Here is a 25,708-nt window from a genome sequence, read left to right on the forward strand (position 1 = left end):
CCGTCCGGAACGGCGGTGCTGCGCTGTTCGGCGCAACTTCCCGGCGGCGGCGCGCGGCCCGTCCGCGGCGGACCTACCGTCGGAGGCCATGAGCAACTTCGGCGATGCCCTGTCCCGCCGCCGTTTCCTCGGGGCCACGGCCCTCGCGTGGTTACCCGTCGGCGTCCTGCTGCCCGGCGAGGGCGCGGGCGACCCGCCGCCCGCGTTCCCGCCCGGGATCGACCTGTACCGCCGGACCTACGAGAACTGGGCGGGTGAGATCCGCACCGACGCGCTGTGGACGTGCGCGCCGCGCACCCCGGCCGACGTCGTGCTCCTCGCGAACTGGGCGCACGCCCAGGGCTTCCGGTTGCGGCCACAGGGTTTCCGGCACGGCTGGGCGCCGCTCACGGTCACCCCCGGCACTACCGGGGCGGACCGCGTCGTGCTGGTGGACACCACCGCGCACCTGACCGCCACGACCGTGCTGCCGGACGCGGTCCGGGTGCAGACCGGCGCGTCCATGGACGACCTGCTGGCGCGCCTGGAGGACGCGGGCCTCGGCGTGACCAACACCCCGGCGCCGGGCGACCTGACCGTCGGCGGGGTGCTGGCGATCAACGGCCACGGCACCTCGGTCCCGGCCGTCGGCGAGACCCGGCCGCCCGGCCACACCTACGGCTCGCTGAGCAACCTGATCACCTCGCTGACCGCCGTGGTGTGGGAGGGCGGGGAATACCGGCTGCGCACGTTCCAGCGCGACGAGCCGGAGTGCGCCGCGCTGCTCACCCACGTCGGCCGCGCGTTCCTGACCGAGGTGACCCTCCGCGTCGGCGCGAACCGGAACCTGCGGTGCGTCAGCCGGGTCGACATCCCGGTGAGCGAGCTGTTCGCCCCGCCGGGCAGCGGCGCGACCCGGACGTTCGCGAGCTTCCTCGACCAGACCGGCCGGGTGGAGGCCATCTGGTTCGCGTTCACCGACCGCCCGTGGCTGAAGACGTGGAGCGTGGCGCCGACCAAGCCGGCGACCTCCCGGCAGGTCTTCGCGCCGTACAACTACGTCTTCTCCGACAACGTCCCGAAGGCCGTCTCCGACCTGGCCGACCTGCTGATCACCGGCGCGTGGGCGCTCACGCCGACGTTCGGTCAGCTGCAGTACACGACTGCGGCCACCGGGTTGACCGCCACCCTCACCAGCGACCTGTGGGGCGCGTCGAAGAACCTGATGCTCTACGTCAAGCCGACCACGCTGCGGGAGACCGCGAACGGGTACGCGGTGCTGACCAGCCGGGCCGGGGTGCAGCGCGTGGTCAGCGAGTTCGCCGCGTTCTACCAGGACCTCCTGCACTCCTACCAGGCCCGCGGCCTGTTCCCGGTCACCGGCCAGGTGGAGATCCGCGTCGGCGGGCTGGACGACCCGTCGCACGTCGGCGTGCCGGGGGCGCAGACGCCCGCGCTGTCGGCCGTCCGGCCCCGTGAGGACCACCCCGAGTGGGACGTCGCGGTGTGGTTCGACGTGCTGACGTTCCCGACCGCGCCGGGTGCGGCGGCGTTCTACCGCGAGCTGGAGCAGTTCTTCTTCTCCCAGTACGACGGCACCTACGCGACGACCCGCGTCGAGTGGTCCAAGGGCTGGGCGTACACCGACCAGGCGGCGTGGTCCGACCAGACCGTGCTGACCTCCACCGTGCCCGACTCCTACCGGCAGGGCCCGAACCCGTCGTGGGACGCCGCGCTCGCCTCGCTGGACGCCCACGACCCGCACCGGGTGTTCGGCAACCCGTTCCTGGACGTCCTGCTGCCCTGACCGCGCCGCCTAGCGCAGGAAGTGGTCGAGGGTCAGCGGCAGGTCGCGGACGCGGACGCCGGTCGCGTGGTGCGCCGCGTTCGCGATCGCCGCCGCCGTCCCGACGATGCCGATCTCGCCGACGCCCTTGGCGCCCATGGGGTTGGTGTGCGGGTCGTGCTCCTCGACCCAGTGCGCCTCCACGTGCGGCACGTCGCTGTTGGTGGCGATGTGGTACTCGGCGAAGTCGTGGTTGACCACGTGCCCGAAGCGCTCGTCCAGCACGCTGTGCTCGTGCAGCGCCATGGACAGGCCCATGGTCATGCCGCCGACGAGCTGCGAGCGGGCCAGCCGGGGGTTGACGACCCGGCCGACCGCGAACACGCCGAGCAGCCGGGGCACCCGCACCTCGCCGGTGTCCACGTGCACCCGCACCTCGGCGAACTGCGCGCCGAACGCGTGCATCGCGTACTCGTCGCTCGCGTCGTCGTCCGGCATCCCGGCACCGGCCTCGTCGCCCTCGGCGGGGTCGTCGCCGAACTCGCGGCGGAACGCCCGCGCCGCGGCCACCACCGTCGAGCCCCACGACGTGATGCCGGACGAGCCGCCCGCCACCGACGCCTCCGGCAGCGCCGTGTCGCCGATCCGCAGCTCCACGTCGTCGAAGCCCACGCCCAGCGCGTCCGCCGCGACCTGCGCGAGCGAGGTCCACGTGCCGGTGCCCAGGTCGGCGGCCCCGATCGACACGCGGTAGCGGCCCGGCGCGGTGCAGCGGACCGTCGCGGCCGAGCCCGGCGACCGGTTCACCGGGTAGGTCGACGCCGCCACGCCGGTCCCGACCAGCCAGCCCGACTCCGCGCGGGCGCGCGGCGCCGGGTCGCGGTCCTCCCAGCCGAACCTGCGCGCGCCCTCGCGCAGGCACGCGACCAGGTTGCGGCTGGAGAACGGCTTGCCCGACTCCGGCTCCACGTCCGGCTCGTTGCGGACGCGGAACTCCACCGGGTCGACGCCGCAGGCGATCGCCAGCTCGTCCACCGCCACCTCGGGGCCGAACATGCCGGGGCACTCGCCGGGCGCGCGCATCCACGCGGGCACCGGCACGTCCAGCGCGGCCAGCCGGTGGGTCGTGGCGCGGTTCGGCGCGGCGTACATCGTGCGGGCGGGCACGGCGGTCTGCTCGGCGAACTCCTTGATCCGCGAGGTCTGGGAGATCGCGTCGACCGCGATGGCCGACAGCCGGCCGTCCGCGTCGCAGCCCAGCCGCACCCGTTGGACCGTCGGCGTCCGGTAGCCGACGAGGGAGAACATCTGCTGCCGGGTGAGCGCGAGCTTGACCGGCGTGCCGGGCACCGACCGCGCCGCCATCGCGGCGACGACCGCGTGGACGTGCGCCGTGCCCTTGGACCCGAAGCCGCCGCCGACGTGCGGCGAGATCACGTGCACCCGCGCCGGCTCCAGGCCGAACACCTCGGCGACCGACGCCCGGGTGGTGTGCACGCCCTGCGTCGAGTCGTAGAGCACGAGGTCGCCGTCCAACCACAGGGCCGTGGTGGTGTGCGGCTCCATCGGGTTGTTGTTGTACCAGGCCGTGGTGTAGGTCTGGTCGAGGGTGAACGGCGAGTGCGCCAAGCCCGCGTCGACGTCACCCCGCGCGGTGTCGGTCTCCTTGCCGCCGTTCACCTTCTCCGGCGCGTACAGGTCGTCGCGGTCGGCGCTCAGGCGGGCGTCGTGCGGCAGCGGGTCGATGTCGACGCGGACCAGCGCCGCCGCCTCGCGGGCGATCTCCCGGGTGCGCGCGACCACCGCCGCGACGACCTGACCGCGGAAAGCCACCTCGTGCGACTGGAACGCGGCCAGCTCGGTGTCCTCCGTGGACGCCAGGCGCGGCGCGTTGTCCGGTGTCAGCACCGCCGACACGCCGTCCAGCTCCAACGCCGCGCCGACGTCCACCCCGGTCACCACGCCGCGGGCGACCTCGGCCTGCACCAGGTGCGCGAACGCGGGGTCCACCACGTGCTGGTCGCCCGCGTACCGGGCGGTCCCGGTCACCTTCTCCGGCCCGTCGACCCGGCGCGGCGACTGCCCCAGCACGCGTGGCCGCAGCACGTCCGTCATCGTTCCTCCCGGCTCAGGTCGCGCAGGGCGGACACCACCGCGTTGCGGGTCAGCGGCACCTTGAAGGCGTTGCCCGCCAACGGGGCCGCGCCCGCCAGCTCGGCGTCGACCGCCCGCCGGAACACCTCCTCGTCGGCGGGGGAGCCGAGCAGCAGGTCCTCCGCCCGCCGGGCCCGCCACGGCTTGTGCGCCACCCCGCCCAGCGCGATCCGCGCGTCGCGCACCACCCCGTCCTCGACCCGCAGCACGGCCGCGACCGACACCAGCGCGAACGCGTAGGACGCCCGGTCCCGCACCTTCCGGTACAGCGACCGCGAGCCCGGCGGCAGCGGCGGCAGGTCCACCGAGAGGATCAGGTCCGCCGGTGACAGCACGGTGTCGCGGTGCGGCTCGTCGCCCGGCAGCCGGTGCAGCGCCACCAGCGGCACCACCCGCCGCCCCTCCGGCCCCAGCACCGACACCTGCGCGTCCAGCGCCGCCATCGCCACCGCCATGTCCGACGGGTGCGTGGCCACGCAGTGCGCGGACGCGCCCAGGATCGCGTGGTGCCGCGTGTAGCCGCCGATCGCCGAGCACCCGGCGCCGGGCTCCCGCTTGTTGCACGGCGTGGAGACGTCCTGGAAGTACACGCACCTGGTGCGCTGCAACAGGTTCCCGCCGGTCGTGGCCAGGTTGCGGATCTGCCCGGACGCGCCGGACAGCAGCGCCCGCGCCAGCACCGGGTAGTCCCGCCGGACCACCGGGTGCGCGGCCAGGTCGGCGTTGCGCGCGGTCGCGCCGACCCGCAGGCCGCCGTCGGGCAGCTCGGCCACCGAGTCCAGCGGCAGCCGGCTGATGTCGACCAGCACCTCCGGTTCGGCGACACCGAGCTTGAGGTGGTCGACCAGGTTCGTGCCGCCGGCCAGGAACGCCACCCCGGCCAACCCGGTCGCGGCGGCCACCGCGCTCTCGGCGTCCGGCGCGCGGCGGTAGTCGAACGGCATCACCGGGCGCCGTCCCGGACCGCGGCCACGATGTTGACGTACGCGCCGCACCGGCACAGGTTCCCGCTCATCCGCTCCCGGACCTCCTCGTCGGTCAGCTCCACCGGCCCGGCCAGGTCTTCGGTGACCGCGCTCGGGTGACCGGCCGCCACCTCGTCCAGCACGCCGACGGCCGAGCACACCTGCCCCGGCGTGCAGAACCCGCACTGCAACGCGTCCCGCTCCAGGAACGCCTCCTGCACCGGGTGCAGCCGCCCGCCGTCCGCGAGCCCTTCGGCCGTGGTGATCTCGGCCCCGTCGTGCGCCACCGCCAGCGCCAGGCACGTGATCGCCCGCCGCCCGTCGAGCAGGACCGTGCACGCGCCGCACTGACCGTGGTCGCAACCCTTCTTCGGCGCGGTCGCACCGACGCCGTCGCGCAACGCGTCCAGCAGGGTCGTCCTGGTGTCCACGCGCAGGCGTCGGCGACGTCCGTCCACCCGCAGCTCGATGTCACCGTCCACGGCGTGACTCCTCCGACTCGGCGTCCCCCTGGGCTTCCCCGGTCCTGCCCGGCCAACCGACAATCCGCCGAACGCGTGCATCCATCCGATGTATCGGCCTTCTTCGGGCTTGAAATCGGCTCTGGAGGGTCGACACTTCGGATGTCTTGCGGGAGGATCGAGCGGTGGATCGGGGAACGCTGATGCTCTGGTACGACGAGCCCGCGACCGACTGGGAGCGCGAGTCGCTGCCCATCGGCAACGGCGCGCTGGGCGGCGGCGTGTTCGGCGCGGTGGCGCGCGAGCGGGTCCAGCTCAACGAGAAGACGCTGTGGACCGGCGGACCCGGCTCCGCGCAGGGCTACGACTCCGGCAACTGGACCGGCCCCCGGCCGGACGCGCTGCGCGAGGTCCGGGAGCTGGTCGAGCGCGAGCACCGGGTCGACCCGGGCGTCGTGGCGGCGGCCCTGGGCCAACCGCGCCGCGGCTTCGGCGCGTACCAGCCGTTCGGCGAGCTGTGGCTGGCACTGGCCGACCCGCCCGCCGAGGTCGCCGACTACCGGCGCGACCTCGACCTGACCCGCGCGGTCGCCTCGGTGTCGTACCGGGCCGACGGCGTGCGGCACACCAGGGAGTACTTCGCGAGCGCGGCCGACGGCGTGATCGTCATCCGGTTCTCCGCCGACCGACCCGGGAAGATCGGCCTCACCGCCTCGACCACCGCGCCGGACAACCGCACCTGGCACGTCGTGGCGACCGGCGGCCGGTCCACCGCCACCGGCGCCCTGCACGACAACGGGTTGCGCTTCGAGTCGCAGTTCCAGGTGCTCAACCGGGCGGGCACGCGGGTCGACAACGCCGACGGCTCGGTCACCGTCGCCGACGCCGACAGCGTGGTGCTGGTCTTCGCGGCGGGCACCGACTACGCCGCCGACCACCCGACCTACCGCGGCCCCGACCCGGGCGACCGCGTGCGGGCGACCGTCGACCAGGCGTCGGCCCAGGGCTGGGACCGGCTGCTCGACGCGCACCTGCGCGACTACCGCGCGCTGTTCCACCGGGTGTCGCTGGACATCGGGCAGCTGCCGGTGGACGTGCCGACCGACGAACTCCTCCGCGACTACGCCACCGCCCCGGCCCCGGCCCGGCGGGCGCTGGAAGCCCTGTACTTCCAGTACGGCCGCTACCTGCTGATCTCCTCGTCCCGGCCCGGATCGCCGCCCGCGAACCTCCAGGGCGTGTGGAACGACTCGGTGTCGCCGCCGTGGAGCGCCGACTACCACGTGAACATCAACCTGCAGATGAACTACTGGCCCGCCGAGACGACGAACCTGGCCGAGACCACCGGCCCGCTGTTCGACTTCGTGGACGCGCTGCGCGAGCCCGGCGCCGTCACCGCGCGCGAGCTGCACGGCAGCCGGGGCTGGGTGGTCAACAACGAGACCAACCCGTTCGGCTTCACCGGTGTGCACGACTGGGCGACCGCGTTCTGGTTCCCGGAGGCGGGCGCGTGGCTGGCGCAGCACCACTTCGAGCACTACCTGTTCGGCCGCGACCGCCGGTTCCTCGCCGAGCGCGCGTACCCGGTGATGAAGGAGCTGGCCGAGTTCTGGCTGGACGGGCTGGCGGTGGACCCGAGGGACGGGACGCTCGTCGTCACGCCGAGCTATTCGCCCGAGCACGGCGACTTCTCCGCCGGCGCGGCCCTGTCGCAGCAGGTCGTGCGGCAGCTGTTCGCCAACGTCGCCTCGGTCGCCGACCTGGTGGGGGACGGCGCGTTCGGGGCCGAGGTGCGCGCGGCGCTCGACCGGCTCGACCCCGGCGCCCGGATCGGGTCCTGGGGCCAGTTGCAGGAGTGGAAGCAGGACCTGGACGACCCGGCGGACGAGCACCGGCACGTGTCGCACCTGTTCGCCCTGTTCCCCGGCAACGGGATCGGCCCGCTCACCACGCCGGAACTCGCCGCCGCCGCGGAGGTCTCGCTGACCGCGCGCGGCGACGGCGGCACCGGCTGGAGCAAGGCGTGGAAGATCAACTTCTGGGCGCGGCTGCTCGACGGCGACCACGCGCACCGGGTGTTGGCCGAGCAGCTGACCGGCAGCACGACCCCGAACCTGTGGGACACCCACCCGCCGTTCCAGGTCGACGGCAACTTCGGCGCGACGTCCGGGGTGGCGGAGATGCTGCTGCAGAGCCAGGACGGCGTGGTGCACGTGCTGCCCGCCCTGCCGGGGGAGTGGCGCGACGGCTCGTGCACGGGCCTGCGGGCCCGCGGTGACGTCACGGTCGACGTGCGGTGGTCGGCCGGGGTGGCGGAGGAGGTCGCGCTGACCACCGGCCAGGACGGCCCGGTCCGGGTCCGCTGCGCCCTGTTCCGCGGCCGAGTCCGGCTGGTGGACGCCCGGACGGGGGAGGACGTGCCGCTGCTGCCCGCACGTGGCGACTCGATCACCTTCACCGCCCGTGCCGCCCACCGCTACGTGGCCACGGCGACGTGACCCGGTCCTACTGCCCGACCCGGCCGTCGATCCGCTCGCGGAGCAGGTCGGCGTGGCCGTTGTGCCGGGCGTACTCCTCGATCATGTGCACGAGGACTTCCCGCAACGGGATCGGGGCGTGTCCCGGGTCGCCCGAGCCCAGCACGTCCAGGTCTGCGGCCCCGGCCACGAACCGCTCGGCGAAGGCCACCTCGGCCCGCCAGGTGGCCCAGGCGTCCTCGACCACCGCCGGGTCGGCCGTGGCGCCGCCGAACGCCGAGGTGTGGTGCGGCGTGACGGTTTCGCCCGCCAACACCCGCCGGAACCAGTACTGCTCGACGCCCGCCAGGTGCCGCACGAGCCCGAGCAGCGACAGGTCCGACGGCGGCGCCGAGCGGCGCGCCATGGCCACGGCGTCCAGCCCGGTGCACTTCAGCTCCAACGTCAGCCGCTGGTTCCGCAGGTAGCGCACCAGGGTCCGGCGCTCGCCCGGGTACGGGCCGCCGGCGTTGCGCGGGTCGTCCGCCGGGTCGACCCACATGTCGGACCAGCCGAACCGGCGCTCGGGCAGGGCCTCGTCATCACCCGTCATGCGCCCGATCGTGGACGGTCGGCGTCGGCGGGCGCAATCGGATAACTCGCTTGACCCGAACACGGGTCGGCGCTGCACTGTGGCGGGCCACCACGAGCCGTGGTGGCGGCAGCCGAGGGGGCAGTGGCAGCGATGGAGATCCGTTCCACGACCGAGCAGGACCGGGAGGCCTTCGCCGGCACGCTCTACACCGCGTTCGGCCGCTTCCCCGGCGCACCGACCGCCGGCGACTCGGTCTGGTGGTCGTCGCTCGACATGGACCGCGGCGTGCTCGCCACGGCGGACGGGCGGCCCGTCGGCACCGCCGCCGCGTGCTCCTTCGAGCTCACCCTGCCCGGCGGGAACCTCGTGCCGGTCGCCGGGGTGACCGCCGTCGGCGTCCTGCCGTCGCACCGCCGCCGGGGCGTGCTCAGCGCGATGATGCGGCACCAGTTCGCCGAACTGCGGGCGCGGGGCGAGTTCCTGTCCGTGCTGCTGGCCACCGAGGCCACGATCTACGGCCGGTTCGGCTACGGACCGGCGACCCACACGCGCCGGTTGACGGTGCCGCGCTCCCGGGCCGCCTTCGCCGAGCCCAGGGCGCGCGGGGCGGCCGACACCGGCACGGTCGAGGTGCTGCGGCGCGACGAGTGCGGCGAAATCCTGGAGGAGGTCTACGACCGGTACCGCCGCGCGCAGCCCGGCGCGCTGCTCCGGCCGCACCGCTGGTGGGCGTCGGGCGCGGGCCAACCGCCGGTGTCCCTGGCGCCGCGCTACATCGCCGTGCACCGGGACGCCGCCGGTGTCCCGGACGGCTACGCCGCCTACTCGCTCGACGAGCCCGACACCCTGGTGGTCGACGAGACGGTCGCCGTGGACGACGCCGCCTACACGGCCCTGGCCCGGTTCGCGCTCGGCCACGACCTGGTCGCCCGGGTGGTGTTCAAGCACTTCCCGCCCGAGCACCCGCTGCGCCGGCAGCTCGCGGACTTCCGCGCGGCCGAGCCGAGCCGCGAGACCGACTGGCTGTGGGTGCGACCGCTGGACGTCCCGCGCGCCCTGGCCGCGCGCGGCTGGTCGGCGGACGGCGAGCTGGTGCTCGACGTCGAGGACCCGTTCCTCGCCGAACGGGGCCGCTACCTGCTGACCGCCCGGGGCGGCGAGGCCGGCTGCGCCCCGACCGACCGGGAGCCCGACCTGTCCCTGGACGTGCGGGACCTGGGCTCGGTCTACCTCGGCGGCGTCTCCCCGAGCGCGCTGGTGCGGGCCGGGCACGTCCGGGCCCACCACCCGGAAGCCGCCGCCCTCGCCGACGCCCTCTTCCGCGCCGAACGCCCACCGCACTGCCTGCACTGGTTCTGAGCGCGCGTGCCCGGCCGCGACGTCGCGGCCGGGCACGCGCTCGGCGCCTAGCCGATGGGGAAGCTCGGGTGCGGCGGCTGGTTGTACGCGGTGTTCTGCCAGGCCACGGCGACCCGGTACTGGCGGTCCTGCATCAGCGACGGGCGCGAGACGGAGGTCGGGTCGGTGGTCGAGTAGGTGCGCAGCCTGGTGTTGTCCGACGTGCGCCGGACGACCTCCTCCCGCCAGTCGCCGAGGATGTCGGCCGACAGGGCGGGCGTCGAATCGTGGACGAGCCGACCAGGGGCATCGACGTCGGCGCGAAGGTCGAGGTGCACGCCCTGCTGGCCGACCTCGCGACCGCCGGCCTGGCGGTGCTGCTGATCTCCTCCGAGCTGCCGGAAGTGCTCGGCGTGGCAGACCGGGTGCTGGTGGTGCACGAGGGCCGGATCGCCGCGGAGCTGTCCGGCGCCGAGGCCACCGAGGAGGCCGTGATGCGGGCGGCGACCGGGGCGCGGCATGAGGCCGCGCGCGCTGTTGTCCGGGCGCGAGCCGGCCATCGTGATCGCGCTCGTCGTGGTCGTCGCGGTGACCGCGGCGGTGCGGCCCGCGTTCCTCGACGCGCAGGGCCTGCACGACCTGTTCCTCAACGCCTCCGTCATCGCCCTGCTGGCGATCGGGCAGGCGCTGCTGGTGATCACCCGCAACATCGACCTGTCCGTCGGCTCGGTGATGGGGCTGACCGCGTTCCTGTCCGGGCAGCTGTTCCTCGCCGACCGGACCACGCCGGTCGTCCTGGTGCTGGTGGCCGGGATGGCGCTCGGCGCGGCCTGCGGCGCGGTCAACGGCGCGCTGGTCGCGGTCGCCAAGGTGCCGGCCCTGGTGGTCACCCTGGGCACGCTGTACGTGTTCCGCGGCCTCGACTACGGCTGGGCCGGTGCGACCGGCGTGCGGCAGGTCAACGCCGACCGGGTGTCGCCGGAGTTCCTGGCGTTCGGCAGCGGCTCCGTGCTGGGCGTGCCGAACCTGACCCTGATCGCGCTCGCCGCGCTGCTGGTGACCGGGTGGGCGCTGCGCGACTTCCGGTCCGGCCGCGAGCTGTACGCCATCGGGTCCAACCCGGAGGCCGCGCGGCTGGCGGGCATCCCGGCGGGCAGGCGGGTGTTCACCGCGTTCGTGGTGTCCGGCGCCCTGGTCGGCCTCGCCGGCGTGCTGCACGCGGCGTACTTCGGCACCGTCAACGCCTCCGTCGGCACGGGCCGCGAACTCGCCGTCGTGGCCGCGGTCGTGGTGGGCGGCGTGGCGATCTTCGGCGGCAGCGGCTCGGTGCGGGGCGCGGTGCTCGGCGCGCTGCTGCTGACCACGATCACCAGCGCGTTGCCGGTGCTCGGCGTGCCCGCGTTCTGGCAGCGCGCGGTCGACGGGGCGGCGCTGCTGCCGGCCATCTCGCTGGACCGGGCCGTGATGCTCCGGCCGACCGCCCGGCTGCGCCGGGAGAGGGGGCGCGGCCGTGCGTGAACGGGTGTTGCGCTGGGAGGTGGTGCTGGTCCTGCTGTGCGGCGCGGTGTTCGCGTTCGGCTCGACCGGCACGCCCGGGTTCGCCGACGCGGGCAACGTCGGCTTCCTGCTGCAGGACTTCGCCGAGGTGGCGCTGCCGGCGATGGCGCTGCTGCCGATCGTGCTGACCGGCGGGATCGACCTGTCGGTGGCGTCGGTGCTCGGCTTCTGCTCCGCGCTGACCGGCGTGCTGTGGGACGCGGGCGTGCCGTTCGAGACGGTCGTGCCGCTGGTGCTGGTCGCGGGCGTGCTGCTGGGCGCGGTCAACGCGGGCCTGATCGTGCGGTTCGGGCTGCCCGCGCTGGCCGTCACGATCGGCACGCTCGGCCTGTACCGGGGGCTGGCGTACGCGGTGCTCGGCGACGGCGCGGTCACCGGCTTCCCGGAGAACTACCGGCCGTTCGCGACCGACGTCATCCCCGGCACGTTCCTGCCGTACACCGCTATCCCGGTGCTGGCGGTCGTGCTGCTGGCCGCCGTCGTCGTGCACCACACGCCGGTGGGGCGCGCGTTGTACGCCATCGGGCTCGGCGAGCAGACCGCGCGGTTCTCCGGCATCCGGGTGGACCGGCTCAGGTTCGCCCTGTACCTGGTGTCCGGCCTGCTGTGCGCAGTGGCGTCGCTGATCTACACGCTGCGCTACAACAGCGCCCGCGCGGACAACGCCAACGGCCTCGAACTGGTCGCGGTGACCGCCGTGCTGCTCGGCGGTGTGTCGATCTTCGGCGGTCGCGGCACCGTGCTGGGCGTGGCGACCGCCCTGCTGCTGATGGCCGGGCTGCGCAACGCGCTGTTCCTCAACGACGTGACCAACGAGGTGCAGAACGTCGTCAACGGCCTGCTGCTGATCGTCTCGGTGCTCGTGCCGGTGGCCGCGAACCGGCTGCGCGGCCGCGTGACCGGGTGCCGCGACCGCGCCGCCGACCAACCAGGAGGATGACGATGACCCGCTCCACGACCGGGAACACCCCGAAAGCGGCAGCCGTCGCGCTCGCGCTCGTGCTGGTCGCGGGGTGCGGTGGGACGACCAAGGACTCCACGGCGGGCTCGGACGCGGGCAGCGGCACCGGGACGGCCAGGACCGCCGACCCGGGCGCGCCGGTCCAGGAGGGCCTGAAGGTCGCGTTCCTGCCCAAGGAGGTCGACAACCCCTACGAGATCATCATGGACAAGGGCGGCATCGAGGCCGTCGCCGAGGTGCGCGGCGAGGGCAAGGAGGTCGGCCCGTCGGACGCCTCGGCGTCGTCGCAGGTGTCCTACATCAACACGCTGGTGCGGCAGCGGCAGGACGCGATCGTGATCGCGGCCAACGACCCGAACGCCGTCGCGCCCGCGCTGAAGGACGCCATGGCCAAGGGCATCGCGGTGGTGACCGTCGACTCGGACGCCGCTCCCGACGCGCGCCAGGTGTTCGTGAACCAGGCCGACTCCGAGGACATCGGCCGCTCGCAGATCGAGCTGATCTCGGCGCAGGTCGGTGGCCGGGGCAAGATCGCCATCCTGTCCGCGACGCCGAACGCCACCAACCAGAACACGTGGATCGGGTTCATGCGGGACGAGCTGGCCGAGCCCGAGCACGCGGGGCTGGAGCTGGTCGAGGTGGCGTACGGGGACGACGACGACCAGAAGTCGTTCCAGGAGACGCAGGCGCTGCTGCGGTCCACCCCCGACCTGAAGGGGATCGTGTCGCCGACGACGGTCGGCATCTCGGCCGCCGCGCGGTACCTCTCGTCGTCGCCGCACAAGGGGAAGGTCGCGCTGACGGGGCTGGGCACGCCGAACCAGATGCGGCAGTTCGTCAAGGACGGCACGGTCGCGGAGTTCGCGCTGTGGGACCCCGGTCAGCTGGGCTACCTCGCCGGGCACGCGGCGGTGGCGCTCGCGTCCGGGCGGATCACCGGCGCGGAGGGGGAGAAGCTGACCGCCGGCAAGCTCGGCGAGCGGACCATCGGCGCGAACGGCGAGATCATCCTCGGGCCGCCGACGACGTTCAACGCGGGCAACATCGACCAGTTCGACTTCTGACGGCCACCCACGACCAGGCGGCCGGCGCCACGGCCGGCGCCACGGCCGGCGCCACGGCGGGCACCACGGCGGGCGGCGGCGCGGACGGCGCGGAGTGCGACGCGGAATGCCGCGCGGCCCGGAGCGAGGGGGCTCCGGGCCGCGCGACCCTTCGGCAGGGCGGTTCGGATCAGGAGGTGGAGCCGGTGACCGACGTGCCGGACTTCGTCACGTGGTAGGTCGCCTTCGCGCCGCTCCAGTAGTGGAACGTCAACGTCACCCGCGAGCCGTCCGCGACCTCCGCGAAGAACTCGGGCTTCAGCGCGGTGGTGTTGGCGGTGTAGTCCGGGGCGAACGTGACGTCGAACTCCTTGAACGACGTCCAGTTGTGCGGCCCGGCGTTGGAGCCGTCCGCGTACTTGGCCTCCATCGTGGCGAGCTGGTCGCCGCGGAAGGCGGTCGGGATGGCGAACGCGCTCGTCGTCCCGGTCGCGTTCTGCAGCACCGGGGCGTCGTGGGTGACCAGGTTGATCCGCCACGGCACGCCCGCCGAGAACCGGGCCGACAGCGTGGCGTTCACGCCGTACGCCCGCGACCCGCTCAACCGGGTGATCGCGGCGGCCTTGATGGTCAGCTGGTCGCCGCTGACGGTGTAGTCGGTGCCGCGCACCAGGTCGGTGCTGCCGTGGCGCAGGCCGACGAACGACGTGCCGTTCAGGTTGAGCGTCAGCGACTTGTCGGTGACCGCCGAGGACTTGGCGCTGAACACCTGGTCCGACGAGGCCGTGCCGGACCGGGTGGTCCAGCTCGACTTGATCTGCGCGATCAGCTCCGGGTCGCTCCACTGGAACGAGGTGCGGCCCAGGTGCTGGCCGTTGTCCCAGAGCATGGTGGTGATCTTCTTGGTCCGCGCGTAGTGGCCCAGGAACTCGAAGAACTTCAGCTTCTCGCCCTGCTGGACCGTGCCGGTGTGCCGGTCGAAGCCGAGCAGGCCGTACTCGCCGAGGATCACCGGGATGCCCCGGGACACGAACGCGGTGGCCACCCGGTCGAACGAGTCGGTCAGGTCCTTCTGCACGGCGGCGTCGAACCTGGTGCCGCCCGCCACGTTCACGCTGAACGGCCAGTAGCCGTAGAAGTGGAACGTCGCGATCAGGTTCGGGTCGTTCAGCGCGGTGAACGTGGCCACCAGCTCGTCCACCCGGGCCTGCTCGGACGACGTGTGCAGGGTGGGCAGCACGAGCAGGCGGGTGGCGTTGTTGCCGCCCGAGGCGCGCACGATCCGGTGGAACGACTTGTTCAGCTCGTCCAGCAGCTGCGCGTTCTGCGCGTCACCGGAGCTGTTGGCGAACTGCGGCTCGTTGACGCTCTCCAGCATCAGCTTCGGCGAGGCGTCCCGGAACGCGGAGGCGAGCTGCGTCCAGGCCGCGTTGTAGCGGGCCAGCACGGTGGTCCGGTCGGTCGGCATCGCGTTGATCCACTGCCACGAGTCGTGGTGGATGTTGATCATCACGTAGAAGCCGTCGGCCAACGCCCAGCCGACCACCTCCTTGACCCGCGCCAGGTACGCCGCCTCGATGGTGTAGTTCGGCGCGCCGCCCTGGTGCGCGCTCCACGTCACCGGGATGCGGATGCTCTTGAAGCCCTGCGCCCGGACGTTGTCGAGCAGCGCCTCGGTGATCCGCGGGTTGCCCCACGCGGTCTCGTCGGAGCCGACGGCGTCGAGCGAGTTGCCGAGGTTCCAGCCCGGCTGCATCTCCGCGACCCGCGCCATGGCGTCGCCCGCCGGCGGGGTGGTCGTGGTGGTCGTCGTCGTGGTGGTGGTCGTGGTCGACGTCGGCGTGGTGCTGCCGGTGCAGGTCACGCCGTTGAGCGCGAACGACGTCGGAGCCGTGTTCGAGCCCGTCCACGAGCCGTTGAAGCCGAACGAGACCGTGCCGTTGGTCGGGATGCCCGCGTTGTAGCCGACGTTGGTCGCGGTGACCTGGCTGCCCGACGACGTGACCGTGGCGTTCCACGCCTGGGTGACCGCCTGGCCGGACGGGAACGTCCACGTCAGCCGCCACCCGTTGATCGGGTCGCCCAGGTTGGTGATGCCGACGTTGCCGGAGAAGCCGCCCTGCCACTGGGTCGGGACCGAGTACGCCACCCGGCAACCCGCCGCCGCCTGGGCGTCGGTCACCGCGACAACACCCACGCCGGCGAGCAACGAGGCCATTCCGGTCGCCAGCAGGCCGACCCGCCGGCGAATTCTTCTCAGTGTGCCGCGCATATCGGACATGACGCTCCTAGTGATCGCGTGCGGCAGCGGGAGGGGTGGGAACCGAACGCGCGGACGGCGGCCGGTCGCAGTGGGAAATGCGCCGGTCGACACCCGGCGCACCCGCGCGCCACGACCGTCGGACCGGGCGCGGCGGCGTGTTCCGGCGCTGCCTCGCCATGATGTTGGCGGTCCCGGATGGGCGGCGCAAGGGTTTCGACGGGAATCGACTCCGAGTCGCCGGCGGTGAATGCGGAATTCGCTGACGGGGTCGAAATCATTCGACTCGGAATCCGTTCGGCGTTCGACGGGGCGGTCGAACGCGTTCGACGATCCCGGTGGTCGGACCCCCGGGATCGCCCGATCGTGGCGCGGTGGCCGTCGATAGGTTGCCGCCGTGCTGCTCCCGAAGATCGGGGTCGTCCTCGCGACGACCGGACGGCTCGCGGACCTCGGCGCGCCGGTGGAGTTCGTCGCCACCCGCCTGACGTGGCCCGTCGAGGTGCTGCTGCGCGACAGCGGCTCGACGCCCGAGGGCGCGCGTGCGGCGACGGCGTCGCTGGTCGAGGCGGGCGTCCGGGTCGTGCTGACGTCGGGCGGCACGGCGACGCTGCCCGCGGTGGTGGACGCCTGCGCCGAGCTCGACGTGCCGTGCCTGTCCACGTCGCTGCCCTGGCAGGTGTTCGACGCCGGTCGGCGGTCGGGCGCGGCGTTCCACTTCTGCTGGGGCGTGGACGACATCGCGACCGTGTTCGCCGACCTGTGGGAACACCTCGGCCCGGAGCGGACCGTCGGGTGCGTGTGGAACGACGGGCCGCAGGGCGCCGCGCTGCGGAAGTGGTTCGCGCCCGTCGCCACCGCGCGCGGGCACCACCTGGTCGACCTGCGGTACCGGGAGGGCAGCGGCTCGGTGCCCGGCGTCGGCGACGTCGAGGTGGTGACCAGCGCCGCGACCGCCGCCGACCTCGCCGCCGTGGTGCGCGCCCGCCGTCCCTGGCTGGTGACGTGCTCGCGGTGGCTGACCTACCCGTTCGGCGTCTCCCGGCACGGGTTGGACCGGGTCGCGACGATCGTGTCCTGGACGCCGGGGCACGAGCACGTCGGCCGCGGCGGGCGGACGCCGCGCGACCTGGCCCGCGCCTACGAGGGGGCGACCGGCTCGCCGTGGCTGCAGCCGCTCGGGCTCGCCCACGCGCTGTTCGAGGTGGCGGTGCACGCCGTGGGCGAGGCCGACGCGTCCACCACCGTCGCCGACGTGCTGGCGCGGACGCGGCTGGCGACCGTCGCCGGGGTGCTCGACTGGACCGCGGGACCCGCGCCCGGCGTGGCCACCGTCCCGTTGGCGGGAGGGCAGTGGCGCGCCGGCCCGCGGCCGTCGCTGGCGGTCGTGGACAACCGGCGCTCGCCGCTCGTCCCGGTGTCCGGCGAGCTGGAGTTCTAGCCGGTGACCAGGGTGAGGGTGAACCGGTAGCCGACGCCCTGGCCGTCCGCCCGCACGGCCCTGCCCTCGCCGCGCGCGTCGGCGTAGGCGCCGGTGCCGCCCAGGACGGCCACCGGCGCGTCCTCGAAGCCCGCCGCGATGGACCTGTACTCCCGCATCCCGGACAGGTGCAGCTCGCCGTCGGCCAGCCGGAACGTGGACGCGCAGTGCGCGGTCACCGCCGGCGGCACGGTCGTCGAGACCGCCACCACGCCGCAGTGCGAGTAGCCCTCGCCGACCTTGGTGGCGCCGTCGGGCCGGAACAGGTCGCCGCCGCTGACGAAACCGGCGCCGACCGCGGGCGCGGGCGGCGCCGACATCAGCGTCCGCTTCGTCACCACCTCCACGGTCACCTCCTCGGTGGGGGGCGCGGCGCGCACCTGGTCGGCGCCGACGAGACCGCCGACGAGCGCGAGGACGAGCCAGCGGTTGACCTGCACGACGGCACCTCCGGGGTGGCGCGGGAATCCCCTTTCGCCGCAAGGTAGTTCGGTTATCGGGGCTGCGGTCGGTCAACTCCACGTTCGACTGAAAATTGAGCAACGAACGTGTGAAGCGGCTTCACTCGACCGAGTGGTGATCACACATGTGAACATTCTCGGGAATCACTGGGCCGACGAGCGGATCGACCCGGGGGAATCGCGCTGATAAGACCGTGGCATGACGAGGACAGCGGTCGTGACCGGTGGTGGCACGGGTATCGGCAAGGCGGTAGCGGAGGTGGGTGCCCGCGCGGTCGCGTTCGACGCCACCGACCCGGCTCAGGTGGAGGCGGCGCCGGCCGAGCTGCCCGAGCGGGTGGACGTGCTGGTGAACAACGCCGGCGGCAACGCGGCCCGCCGCCTTCCCGCGCCGGAGGGGTTGGCGGACGTGCGCGGGCTGTGGCCGGCGAACTTCGAGTCGAACGTGCTGAGCGCCGTGCTGGTGACCGCCGCCCTGGAGCCGCGGCTGGCCGACGACGCCAGGGTGGTCACGATCGGCTCCATCGCGGCCCGGCGGGGGTCCGGTGGCTACGGGGCGGCGAAGGCCGCCGTCGAGGCGTGGACCGCGGACCTGGCGTTCGCGCTGGGCGGTCGCGGCATCACGGTCAACGTGGTCGCGCCGGGGGTGACCGAGGAGACCGAGTTCTTCGGCGGGACGCTGTCCCCGGAGCGCCGCCGGAAGCTGGTGGGCAACCCCGCCAACGGCCGCGCGGGCAAGCCGTCCGACGTCGCCGCCGCGGTCGCGTTCCTGACCTCGCCGGACGCGGGCCACATCACCGGCCAGGTCATCGGCGTGAACGGCGGCTCCGGCCTGGGCCGCTGACCCACCACCCGCCCACTGACTGCCCGCCCGCCCACCCGCTGCCGCCTACCCGCTGCCGCCGACCCCGCCGCCGACCGACTACCCGCCGACCTGTCCGGCGCCGCCGTTCGCCGATCCCGCTCGGCGGCGCCGCCGCCGAGCGTCGACGCGCTGTCCCGCGCACCCGATCCGGATGATCGACCACATGGCCGAGGGGGTTTCCTCAAGCGGCCGCAGCGGGGCGTGCCGCCGGCCGACCGGGACGTCGAACGGCTGCTCGACCGCTGCCGCGACTACCGCACCCCCGGTTGCACCCGGCCCGGGAGAACCCCCTCCGGGCGATCACGGAACTCGGTAACGTGGGCGAAGCGAATGCTTTTCAACGCGACGATTTCACGCCAATCCGGGGGGAGCAGGCGATGGACATCGACCACTGGCAGCACCGACTCGCCGAACTGTGCGAGGCGCACCAGGTGCCCGGAGCGTCACTGGCGGTCCTGGTCGACGGGGAGGTCCACGAGTGGGCCGCCGGCGTGCTGCACCGCGGCACCGGGGTGCCGGTCACGACCGACTCGTTGTTCCAGATCGGCTCGATCACCAAGCTGTACACGGCCACGCTGATCATGCAGCTCGTCGCCGAGGGGAGGCTCGACCTGGACGCCCCGGTGGTGTCCGTGCTCACCGGGTTCGCGGTGGCCGACCCGGCGGCGACCAAGACCATCACGACCCGCCAGCTGCTGTGCCACACCAGCGGCATGGACGGCGACTTCTTCCACGACACCGGGCGCGGCGACGACTGCCTGGCGGCCTACGTCGCGGCGTGCGCCGGGTTGCGCCAGAACCACCCGCCGGGCGCCACGATGTCCTACTGCAACAGCGGGTTCACCGTGCTCGGCCGGATCGTCGAGGTGCTGACCGACCAGGTCTGGGACGACGCGCTGCGGGAACGCCTGCTCGACCCCATCGGCGCCGACCGCACGGCGACGCTGCCGGAGGACGTGCTGCGGTTCCGCTCGGCCCTCGGCCACCTCGGCGAACCCGGCGACGAGCCGGTGCCCTCCCGGGTGTGGGGCCTGGCCCGCTCGGTCGGACCGGCCGGGACGATCAACGCCACCGCCGCCGACGTGCTCCGCTTCGCGCGGGTGCACCTGGACGGCGGCCTGGCGGCGGACGGCACGCGGGTGCTGGCCGCCGAGCAGGTGGCCGCGATGCGGGAGCCCCAGGTCGAGATGCCCGCCCGCGCGGCCACCCGCACGTGCTGGGGCCTGGGCTGGGCGCTGTTCGACTGGCCGGGCGGTCCCGTCATCGGCCACGACGGCGCGACGGTCGGCCAGAAGGCGTTCCTGCGGGTGGTGCCGGCGGCCGGGGTCGCGATCGCGCTGCTGACCAACGGCGGCGTGCCCGCGGAGGTCTACCAGCGGCTGTTCACCGAGCTGCTGACCGAGCACGCGGGCGTCGTGGTGCCGCGGTTCGAGCCGCCCGCCGAGCCGCCCGAGGTGGACCTGTCCCGCTACGTCGGCTGGTACCCGCGCGAGGGCTACGAGGTGGAGGTGACCGTGCGGGACGGGCGGCTGCGCCTGCGCGGGGAGAGCACCGGCGAGCTGGCCGAGATCAACGCGGTGACCCACGCCGACCTGGTGCCGGTGCGGGAGGGCCTGTTCGCGGCCCGGCGCAACGCGCACGAGCCGTGGGCGCCGGTGGTCTTCTACCCGCTGCCGGACGGCACGCCGTGCCTGCACTTCGGGATGCGCGCGGCGGCGAGGAGCGAGGACTAGCCGAGCGGCCGGGTTCCGCCGGGCGGCGGCGGAACCCGGCGCGGGCTCGAAGGCACGTGGCGCGGGTCAGCGGTCCTCGACGACGATGCCGAACGCCTGGGCGAAGCTCGGGGCCAGGTCCAGCGCCTGGGCGGAGGTGATCGTCGCGCCGCGCAGCGAGCCGAAGCCGTTGCGGATGCCCAGCTCGGCGGCGTCGCGCAGGTCCACCTTCGTCAGCTTCACCTGGTCGAACCGGATGTCCTCCAGCGTCGAGCCGGGGAACGAGACCTTGGTCAGGTCGGCCTCGGTGAAGTCCACGTCGCGCAGCACGCAGTCCACGAACGCGACCTCGCGCAGCGTGGAGCCGCGCAGGTTGACCGAGACGAGCTTGCAGCCGAAGAACGTCACCCGGCTCAGCCCCGACCCGAACATCGCCACCCCGGCGAACGCGCTGTTCACCACCTCCGCGTCGAGCCAGCCGCCCTCGGCCAGGTCGGTGCCGATCACCTGGACGCCGTGCAGCCACACGTCGTTGAACCGCGACCGGCGCAGCGAGCCGTCGGTGAACTTGACCGCGGCCAGCGCCGACTCGCTGAACCGCACGTTGTCCGCCGCCTGGCCGGGGAACTCGCGGTCGGCGACGTGCGCGACGTTGTAGTCGCCGCCGGGCCGCAGGTGCTCCTCGTCGTGGCGCTCCAGGTAGGACGCGTACGGCAGGTCCGCGAGCGCCCGGGGTTCCCGCATGCGCACCTCGTCCTGGTCGCCTGTGGACGGTCTTCCGCCCCGTCACTTTCTACACCGGCCGCCGCGCGCGGATCACCGCGGCCGTTGATCGCGTTGCACCCGTTCGCGGGGCCGGTGGAGGGCCCGTCCGGGTTCGAATCCTGGCAGGGGCGCCACGAACCCCGGCCGGGCGGGAATACCCGGCGCCCGGCGGCGGGTTGGTGCCGACATGACCGACATGCCGTTCGACCCGCACGCGCTGCTCCAGCAGAGCCGGCTCGGCGTCCTCGCCACCATCAAGGCCGACGGCCGGCCCCAGCTCTCGCCGGTCATGCCGTCCTACGACCGCGCGGCGGGCGTGATCCGGGTGTCGACCACCGCGGGCACCGCCAAGGTCGCGAACCTGCGCCGCGACCCGCGGGTGGCGCTGGAGGTCACCAGCGCCGACGGCTGGACCTGGGCCACGGCGGAGGGCACGGCGGCGCTCGTCGGTCCGGGCGCCGACCCGCACGGCCCCGAGGTGGAGGCGCTGGTCGAGTACTACCGGGCCGCGGCGGGCGAGCACCCCGACTGGGACGAGTACCGGTCCGTCATGGTGTCCGACCGCCGGGTGCTGATCACGATCGAGGTCGACCGCGTGTACGGCACCAGGGTGGGCTGATCACCACTGCCCGAAGTGCACGGCCTCCTCGAACGGCCGACGCCCGCGGGTCGACGGCGACGCGCTCGCGTGGACGCCCGCGCCGGCGCTGTGACCGATGGCGATCGCGCCGATCGGCACGTGGCCGGCCGGCACGCCGAACTCCTCGCGGACCCGGTCGAAGTCGTCCGCGCCGATGCCGAAGTACACCGCGCCGAGCCCTTCGTCCACCGCCGTCTGCAGGACCAGCAGCACGGCCATGCCGGTGTCGACGTGCCAGAACGGCACCGGCCAGCGGCCCTCGTCGCGGTCGGTCCACCCCTTGTCCGGCTCGGCGTACCGGTCGAGGTAGGCGTCCTTCACCGCGAACGCGACCACCAGCACCGGCGCGGTCCTGACCGAGTCGAGCGTCCAGAGCCGGACCGAGTCGTAGAACCGCGCCGTCTCGTCGCCGCGCAGCACCAGGAACTCCTGGCCCTGCGAGTACCCGGCCGACGGCCCGCGCAGCGCGTTGCGCATGATCCGCCGCACGCTCCCGTCGGACACCGGCTCGTCGGTGAACTCGCGCACCATGCGCCTGCGGCGCACCACGTCCTGGAACTCCACGGCGATCCCCCGGTCCCGGTCGGCCTCGGCCCCGATCGTAGGGTCACCGGGCCGGTCCGCGGCCAGGGCCGTTCGGCGGGTGGTCTCAGCAGGAGGCCACGACGGCGAGGTTGGTGACCGAGTCCAGCGGGATGACCGCGGGCGCGTGCCTGCCCGGCACCGCCAGCCTGATGGTCGCGCCGTCGCCCGAGGTGAGGGTGCCGCAGGTGGTGGTGTCCCGCTGCTCGACCCGCAGCTGACCCGGTGGCGCGGCGGGCGCCCACCAGGTGAGGCCGACGCCGAGCAGCAGGCAGCCGAGGCCGGCGGCGACGGCGGCGCGGGCGACGTCCAGCTTGCGCGCGGCGGTGCGGGCCGCGACCACCCGGAACGCCTCGACGCTGCCGTGGTCGCGCTGGATGTCGGGGAGGGTGAGCGAGTGCACCTTGCCGCCCGCGGCGGCGGTGAGGGCCTGCCAGAGGCCGATCACGCTGAGCACCAGCCCGAGCGCGACCGCCGCCGTGATCGCGATCCGCCAGCTGGTGGGCACGCCGCTGGTGACGTCGCGGCCCTTCACCACCAGGCCGGTGGTGATCAGGGTGATGAACGCGGCCAGGCCGGTGCGCCACTTCTCGGCGGACGCCTGCACGGTCGGCAGCGAGTCGCGGACCAGGCGCTGGAACGCGTCGCGCTCGGCGAGGTCGGCCGGGGTCGGCGGTCGCTCCGGCAGGCTCGGTCGGTAGGTCACGGCTGGTCCTGGAGGGTGAGCTGGACCCGGAACCCGACGCCGCAGCCGGTGACGTGCTCGGGGGCGTCGGTGTGCGGCAACCCGCAGCCGCAGCTGACGTCGAGCACGACGGTCGGCGGCGCGTCCGGCACGCCGACCGACCGGACCGGCGTGACCGCCGTGCCGACCTGGTTGTCCACCAGGTGGTGGCCGCAGCGCGGGCAGGACCCGGCCACGGTCGCCGCGACGATGCCGTCGGTCACCACCGTGCGCACGGCCAGCTCCCGCGACTCGATCAGGGCGAACGCTCGTTCGGTCCAGGTGAAGGCCGTCGTGCGCTGGTAGGGAACCTCGTCCATCGTGCGATCCTCCGCGAGCCAGGGGAAACAGCCCCACTGTAGTGACGATCAGTGACACCATGGAGCGGTGCGCGAGATGCTGCGACGCCTGTTGCGGAAGCAGGCCGCCGCCGAGCCGGACCCCGCCTTACGCCCCGACCAGGACGACCGGCCGTTCATCCCGTGGTCCGGCCGGACCGAGGACCTCGACCCCGGCATCGAGGCCACCCGGCGGGTCTTCGCCTCGCTGCCGCGCGACCACCCGCTGCGCGACGAGGCGTTGAACTCCCTGTTCGGCCTGCTGCAGCAGCGCGCGAACGCCCTGGGCCGGCCCGAGGACCTGGACGAGGCCGTCGACCTGGCCCGCGCCGAGGTGGCCGCCGCGCCGGGCGACCCCGACCCGCTCGACCTGCTCGGCCGGGCGTTGAGCAGCAGGTACGAGCGGACCAGGCACCTCACCGACCTGGCCGACGCGCTCACGGCGCACCGGCACGCCGTCAACCGCACGCCCGTCGACGACCCGGCGTGGCCGTGGCGGATGACCAACCTGTCCGTGGTGCTGCGGCTCGACGCCCACGTCGGCGACCGGGAGGCGAGCCTGAACGCGGGCATCGAGGTCGGCCTGGCCGCGGTCCGGCACATGCCGGACGACCGGCCCGGCAGCTTCGGCGCGCTGTCGAACCTGGCGACCCTGTACGACGAGCGGTTCGAGGCGACCGGCGCGGCGGACGACCTGGACCAGGCGGTCGAGCTGCTGCGGCGGGCCGTGGACGGGTGGGTCGGCGACCCGCTGTCGGGCGCGACGACCAGCACGAACCTCGGTGTGGCGCTGCTGCGGCGGTTCGAGCTGGCGGGCGTCGAGGCCGACCTGGCCGAAGCGGAGCGGTGCGCCCGGCGGGCGGTGGCCGACACCCCGGCCGGCTACTGGGAGCGCGGTCGGCACCTGGCCGGGCTGCACAACGTGCTGCGGGTCAGGTTCGGGCACACCGGGGACCCGGCCGCGCTGGCCGAGTCGGAGGAGGTCGCCCGATCGCTGGCCCGGTCCGACTCCGCGCACCCGCAGCTGCGGCTGCCGATGGGCTTCGCCCTGGCCGACGCCGCCGAGCGGGCCGGCGACACCGAGGGGGTGCTCGACGCCCTGCGGCTGGTCAACCGGGCGTTGCGGGAGATCACGTGGCCCGGCCTGGACCGGCGCAGCCGGGAGCACCTGCTCGGCAACCTCGCCGGGATGGCGGGCGAGGTGGCGGCGCGGGCGATCGCCGTGGGCCGGCCGGACTTCGCGGTGGAGTCGCTGGAGCAGAACCGGCTGGTGCTGTGGGGCCAGGAGTCGTTGCTGCGCGCGGACGTCTCGGAGCTGGCCGGGGTCGCGCCCGGGCTGACCGCGCGGTTGGACGCGGCGCGGGCGGGGCTCGACGGCGCGACGGCCGATCCGACGGCGCGGGCGCGGGCGGCGCGGAGCTGGGCGGAGGCGTTGGCGGAGGTGCGCCGGCTGCCCGGCTGGGAGGACTTCCTGGCGCCGCTGCCGTTCGCGCGGTTGCGGGCGGCGGCGGCCGAGGGGCCCGTGGTGCTGCTGAACGTCGGCGACCGGCGGTGCGACGCGCTGGTCGTCACCGACCGGGAGCCGTCCGGGGTGCTGGTGGTGCCCCTGCCCACGCTGGACCCGGCCACGCTGCCGACGCGGGCGAACCACTTCCTGGAGGCCATGTCCTACGCGGCGCAGGCGCCGGTCGACACCGGGTTCCTCACCAGGGAGCGGTTCCGCGGCGCGGCGGTCGAGGCGCTGGCCTGGCTGTGGGACGAGGTGGCCGAGCCGGTGCTGACCGCGCTGGGCGTCACCGGCCCCGCCGACGAGCTGCCCCGGGTCTGGTGGTGCCCGGTGGGCGCGCTGGCGCTGCTGCCGGTGCACGCGGCCGGGCACTACGAGGGCGGCGCGACCGGCCGGTCGGTGCCCGAACGGGTGATCTCCTCGTACACCACCGGTCTGGGTGACCTGCTGCGCGCCCGCCACCGCGCGCCGGGCGGTCCCGCGCGGCTGCTGGCGGTCGGCGCGTCCGACACCGGGCCCGACCTCGCGCCGCTGCCGGGTGTCGCGCGCGAGCTGGCGGACCTCGGCGCGGTGTTCGGGACCGGGGCGCTGACCGTGCGGACGGGACCGGCGGCGACCAGGGCGGCGGTGGCCGCGGAGCTGCCCGAGCACACCTGGCTGCACCTGGCCGGGCACACGCTGCCCACGCCGGACGAGGCGAGCCGGACCGGGATCGCGCTCTCGGACGGCCCGCTGACCGTGCTGGACGTGGCGGGGCTGCGCTCGACGGGCGGTGAGCTGGCGTACCTCTCGGCCTGCCTGACCATGATGGGCAGCGGGCGGATCACGGACGAGGCGGTGCACCTGCCCGCGGCCCTGGCCCTGGCCGGGTACCGGCACGTCATCGCGACCCAGTGGCACATCGAGGACCGGCACGCGGGCGCGGTGGCGGGCGCGGTCTACCGGCGGCTGGTGGCGGGCGGCGAACCGGACGCCGCGCGCGCCGCGGTCGCCCTGCACGAGGCGCTGGTGGAGCTGCGGGCCGGCGCCCACCCCGTCGACTGGGCGCCCTACGTCCACATCGGACCTTGAAGTCCACG

General features: G+C 74.2%; 22 protein-coding genes and 1 pseudogene. 12 read left to right on the forward strand and 11 right to left on the reverse strand.

The features are described 5' to 3' along the window. Positions 1–88 precede the first annotated feature (88 nt). Positions 89–1,786, forward strand: coding sequence for a cholesterol oxidase substrate-binding domain-containing protein (locus tag AB0F89_RS21590; RefSeq protein WP_367127308.1), 1,698 nt, complete (start codon positions 89–91; stop codon positions 1,784–1,786). A 9-nt stretch (positions 1,787–1,795) separates the two neighbouring features. Here AB0F89_RS21590 and AB0F89_RS21595 read toward each other — a convergent pair whose 3' ends face one another. Genes AB0F89_RS21595 through AB0F89_RS21605 form a run of 3 tightly spaced genes read right to left on the reverse strand, consistent with a single transcriptional unit; the run spans position 1,796 to position 5,366 of the window. Then, positions 1,796–3,880, reverse strand: a complete 2,085-nt coding sequence (locus AB0F89_RS21595) for a xanthine dehydrogenase family protein molybdopterin-binding subunit (protein ID WP_367127309.1) — start codon at positions 3,878–3,880, stop codon at positions 1,796–1,798. Further along, complete coding sequence (locus tag AB0F89_RS21600; protein WP_367127310.1) at positions 3,877–4,866, reverse strand: xanthine dehydrogenase family protein subunit M; 990 nt, start codon at positions 4,864–4,866, stop codon at positions 3,877–3,879. The genes AB0F89_RS21595 and AB0F89_RS21600 overlap by 4 nt, the downstream gene beginning before the upstream one ends. Continuing rightward, positions 4,863–5,366, reverse strand: a complete 504-nt coding sequence (locus tag AB0F89_RS21605; protein ID WP_367127312.1) for a 2Fe-2S iron-sulfur cluster-binding protein — start codon at positions 5,364–5,366, stop codon at positions 4,863–4,865. The genes AB0F89_RS21600 and AB0F89_RS21605 overlap by 4 nt, the downstream gene beginning before the upstream one ends. A 164-nt stretch (positions 5,367–5,530) precedes the next feature. Here AB0F89_RS21605 and AB0F89_RS21610 point away from each other — a divergent pair, with 164 nt between their 5' ends. Then, positions 5,531–7,843, forward strand: a complete 2,313-nt coding sequence (locus AB0F89_RS21610; RefSeq protein WP_367127313.1) for a glycoside hydrolase N-terminal domain-containing protein — start codon at positions 5,531–5,533, stop codon at positions 7,841–7,843. Positions 7,844–7,850: 7 nt separating this feature from the next. Here the strand turns inward: AB0F89_RS21610 and AB0F89_RS21615 are convergent, their stop codons facing one another. Further along, entirely contained in the window at positions 7,851–8,414 is a 564-nt protein-coding gene (locus AB0F89_RS21615) for a DinB family protein (RefSeq protein WP_367127314.1), read from the reverse strand. Between the two features lie 132 nt (positions 8,415–8,546). Between AB0F89_RS21615 and AB0F89_RS21620 the strand changes: the two genes are divergently transcribed. After that, on the forward strand, positions 8,547–9,755 hold the full coding sequence (locus AB0F89_RS21620; RefSeq protein ID WP_367127315.1) for a GNAT family N-acetyltransferase: 1,209 nt from the start codon (positions 8,547–8,549) through the stop codon (positions 9,753–9,755). A gap of 47 nt (positions 9,756–9,802) precedes the next feature. Here the strand turns inward: AB0F89_RS21620 and AB0F89_RS21625 are convergent, their stop codons facing one another. Then, positions 9,803–10,072, reverse strand: a complete 270-nt coding sequence (locus AB0F89_RS21625; protein ID WP_367138956.1) for a hypothetical protein — start codon at positions 10,070–10,072, stop codon at positions 9,803–9,805. On the opposite strand from AB0F89_RS21625, the pseudogene AB0F89_RS21630 reads away from it, so the two are divergent. From AB0F89_RS21630 to rhaS, 4 genes and pseudogenes are all read left to right on the forward strand, one after another. Then, positions 10,019–10,246 (forward strand): annotated as a pseudogene (locus AB0F89_RS21630) (D-xylose ABC transporter ATP-binding protein); the annotation flags it as partial. The gene AB0F89_RS21625 and the pseudogene AB0F89_RS21630 sit on opposite strands and share 54 nt — an antisense overlap. Positions 10,247–10,253: 7 nt before the next feature. After that, complete coding sequence (locus AB0F89_RS21635) at positions 10,254–11,252, forward strand: ABC transporter permease (RefSeq protein ID WP_367127316.1); 999 nt, start codon at positions 10,254–10,256, stop codon at positions 11,250–11,252. Then, entirely contained in the window at positions 11,245–12,231 is a 987-nt protein-coding gene (locus AB0F89_RS21640) for an ABC transporter permease (protein ID WP_367127317.1), read from the forward strand. Before AB0F89_RS21635 ends, AB0F89_RS21640 begins: the two co-directional genes overlap by 8 nt. A gap of 2 nt (positions 12,232–12,233) precedes the next feature. Further along, positions 12,234–13,316, forward strand: coding sequence for a rhamnose ABC transporter substrate-binding protein (rhaS, locus tag AB0F89_RS21645; protein WP_367127318.1), 1,083 nt, complete (start codon positions 12,234–12,236; stop codon positions 13,314–13,316). 169 nt (positions 13,317–13,485) lie between these two features. Here rhaS and AB0F89_RS21650 read toward each other — a convergent pair whose 3' ends face one another. Continuing rightward, on the reverse strand, positions 13,486–15,567 hold the full coding sequence (locus AB0F89_RS21650; RefSeq protein WP_367127320.1) for a cellulase family glycosylhydrolase: 2,082 nt from the start codon (positions 15,565–15,567) through the stop codon (positions 13,486–13,488). 385 nt (positions 15,568–15,952) lie between these two features. Between AB0F89_RS21650 and AB0F89_RS21655 the strand changes: the two genes are divergently transcribed. Further along, positions 15,953–16,996 (forward strand): ABC transporter substrate-binding protein, encoded by a 1,044-nt coding sequence (locus AB0F89_RS21655; RefSeq protein ID WP_367127321.1) that lies wholly within the window; start codon positions 15,953–15,955, stop codon positions 16,994–16,996. Here AB0F89_RS21655 and AB0F89_RS21660 read toward each other — a convergent pair. Then, the gene (locus AB0F89_RS21660) at positions 16,993–17,475 is read right to left on the reverse strand and encodes a hypothetical protein (protein ID WP_367127322.1); all 483 of its coding nucleotides are present in this window, start codon (positions 17,473–17,475) and stop codon (positions 16,993–16,995) included. The genes AB0F89_RS21655 and AB0F89_RS21660 overlap by 4 nt on opposite strands. A 220-nt stretch (positions 17,476–17,695) precedes the next feature. Between AB0F89_RS21660 and AB0F89_RS21665 the strand changes: the two genes are divergently transcribed. Continuing rightward, positions 17,696–18,340, forward strand: coding sequence for an SDR family NAD(P)-dependent oxidoreductase (locus AB0F89_RS21665; protein WP_367127324.1), 645 nt, complete (start codon positions 17,696–17,698; stop codon positions 18,338–18,340). Between the two features lie 398 nt (positions 18,341–18,738). Then, a complete protein-coding gene (locus AB0F89_RS21670) occupies positions 18,739–20,094 on the forward strand; it encodes a serine hydrolase domain-containing protein (RefSeq protein ID WP_367127325.1) in 1,356 nt (451 codons plus the stop codon). Between the two features lie 66 nt (positions 20,095–20,160). On the opposite strand, the gene AB0F89_RS21675 is transcribed toward AB0F89_RS21670, so the two are convergent. Next, positions 20,161–20,817, reverse strand: a complete 657-nt coding sequence (locus tag AB0F89_RS21675; protein ID WP_367127326.1) for a pentapeptide repeat-containing protein — start codon at positions 20,815–20,817, stop codon at positions 20,161–20,163. Positions 20,818–21,025: 208 nt separating this feature from the next. Here AB0F89_RS21675 and AB0F89_RS21680 point away from each other — a divergent pair, with 208 nt between their 5' ends. Then, positions 21,026–21,457 carry a PPOX class F420-dependent oxidoreductase gene (locus AB0F89_RS21680; RefSeq protein ID WP_367127328.1) on the forward strand — a complete coding sequence of 144 codons (432 nt, stop codon included), beginning with the start codon at positions 21,026–21,028 and terminating at the stop codon, positions 21,455–21,457. On the opposite strand, the gene AB0F89_RS21685 is transcribed toward AB0F89_RS21680, so the two are convergent. The 3 genes from AB0F89_RS21685 to AB0F89_RS21695 form a co-directional block, all read right to left on the reverse strand. Further along, the gene (locus tag AB0F89_RS21685) at positions 21,458–22,042 is read right to left on the reverse strand and encodes a nitroreductase family protein (protein WP_367127329.1); all 585 of its coding nucleotides are present in this window, start codon (positions 22,040–22,042) and stop codon (positions 21,458–21,460) included. It abuts the gene before it with no gap. 85 nt (positions 22,043–22,127) lie between these two features. Then, positions 22,128–22,766, reverse strand: a complete 639-nt coding sequence (locus tag AB0F89_RS21690; protein WP_367127330.1) for a hypothetical protein — start codon at positions 22,764–22,766, stop codon at positions 22,128–22,130. Then, positions 22,763–23,104, reverse strand: coding sequence for a hypothetical protein (locus AB0F89_RS21695; RefSeq protein ID WP_367127332.1), 342 nt, complete (start codon positions 23,102–23,104; stop codon positions 22,763–22,765). The genes AB0F89_RS21690 and AB0F89_RS21695 overlap by 4 nt, the downstream gene beginning before the upstream one ends. Before the next feature lie 76 nt (positions 23,105–23,180). Between AB0F89_RS21695 and AB0F89_RS21700 the strand changes: the two genes are divergently transcribed. Then, a complete protein-coding gene (locus AB0F89_RS21700; RefSeq protein WP_367138958.1) occupies positions 23,181–25,700 on the forward strand; it encodes a CHAT domain-containing protein in 2,520 nt (839 codons plus the stop codon). Positions 25,701–25,708 lie beyond the last annotated feature (8 nt).

Origin of the sequence: Saccharothrix sp. HUAS TT1, from assembly GCF_040744945.1 — a bacterium.
In the GTDB taxonomy this organism is placed as follows: Bacteria; Actinomycetota; Actinomycetes; order Mycobacteriales; family Pseudonocardiaceae; genus Actinosynnema.

What these genes read in the sequence shown, in the direction of transcription:
- AB0F89_RS21665 (WP_367127324.1), top strand. Translation starts at nt 17,696, where the DNA reads ATGACGAGGACAGCGGTCGTGACCGGTGGTGGCACGGGTATCGGCAAG.
- AB0F89_RS21695 (WP_367127332.1), bottom strand. Translation starts at nt 23,104, where the DNA reads ATGGACGAGGTTCCCTACCAGCGCACGACGGCCTTCACCTGGACCGAA.
- AB0F89_RS21670 (WP_367127325.1), top strand. Translation starts at nt 18,739, where the DNA reads ATGGACATCGACCACTGGCAGCACCGACTCGCCGAACTGTGCGAGGCG.
- AB0F89_RS21595 (WP_367127309.1), bottom strand. Translation starts at nt 3,880, where the DNA reads ATGACGGACGTGCTGCGGCCACGCGTGCTGGGGCAGTCGCCGCGCCGG.
- AB0F89_RS21700 (WP_367138958.1), top strand. Translation starts at nt 23,181, where the DNA reads ATGCTGCGACGCCTGTTGCGGAAGCAGGCCGCCGCCGAGCCGGACCCC.
- AB0F89_RS21615 (WP_367127314.1), bottom strand. Translation starts at nt 8,414, where the DNA reads ATGACGGGTGATGACGAGGCCCTGCCCGAGCGCCGGTTCGGCTGGTCC.
- AB0F89_RS21590 (WP_367127308.1), top strand. Translation starts at nt 89, where the DNA reads ATGAGCAACTTCGGCGATGCCCTGTCCCGCCGCCGTTTCCTCGGGGCC.
- AB0F89_RS21620 (WP_367127315.1), top strand. Translation starts at nt 8,547, where the DNA reads ATGGAGATCCGTTCCACGACCGAGCAGGACCGGGAGGCCTTCGCCGGC.
- AB0F89_RS21675 (WP_367127326.1), bottom strand. Translation starts at nt 20,817, where the DNA reads ATGCGGGAACCCCGGGCGCTCGCGGACCTGCCGTACGCGTCCTACCTG.
- AB0F89_RS21680 (WP_367127328.1), top strand. Translation starts at nt 21,026, where the DNA reads ATGACCGACATGCCGTTCGACCCGCACGCGCTGCTCCAGCAGAGCCGG.
- rhaS (WP_367127318.1), top strand. Translation starts at nt 12,234, where the DNA reads ATGACCCGCTCCACGACCGGGAACACCCCGAAAGCGGCAGCCGTCGCG.
- AB0F89_RS21635 (WP_367127316.1), top strand. Translation starts at nt 10,254, where the DNA reads ATGAGGCCGCGCGCGCTGTTGTCCGGGCGCGAGCCGGCCATCGTGATC.
- AB0F89_RS21650 (WP_367127320.1), bottom strand. Translation starts at nt 15,567, where the DNA reads ATGCGCGGCACACTGAGAAGAATTCGCCGGCGGGTCGGCCTGCTGGCG.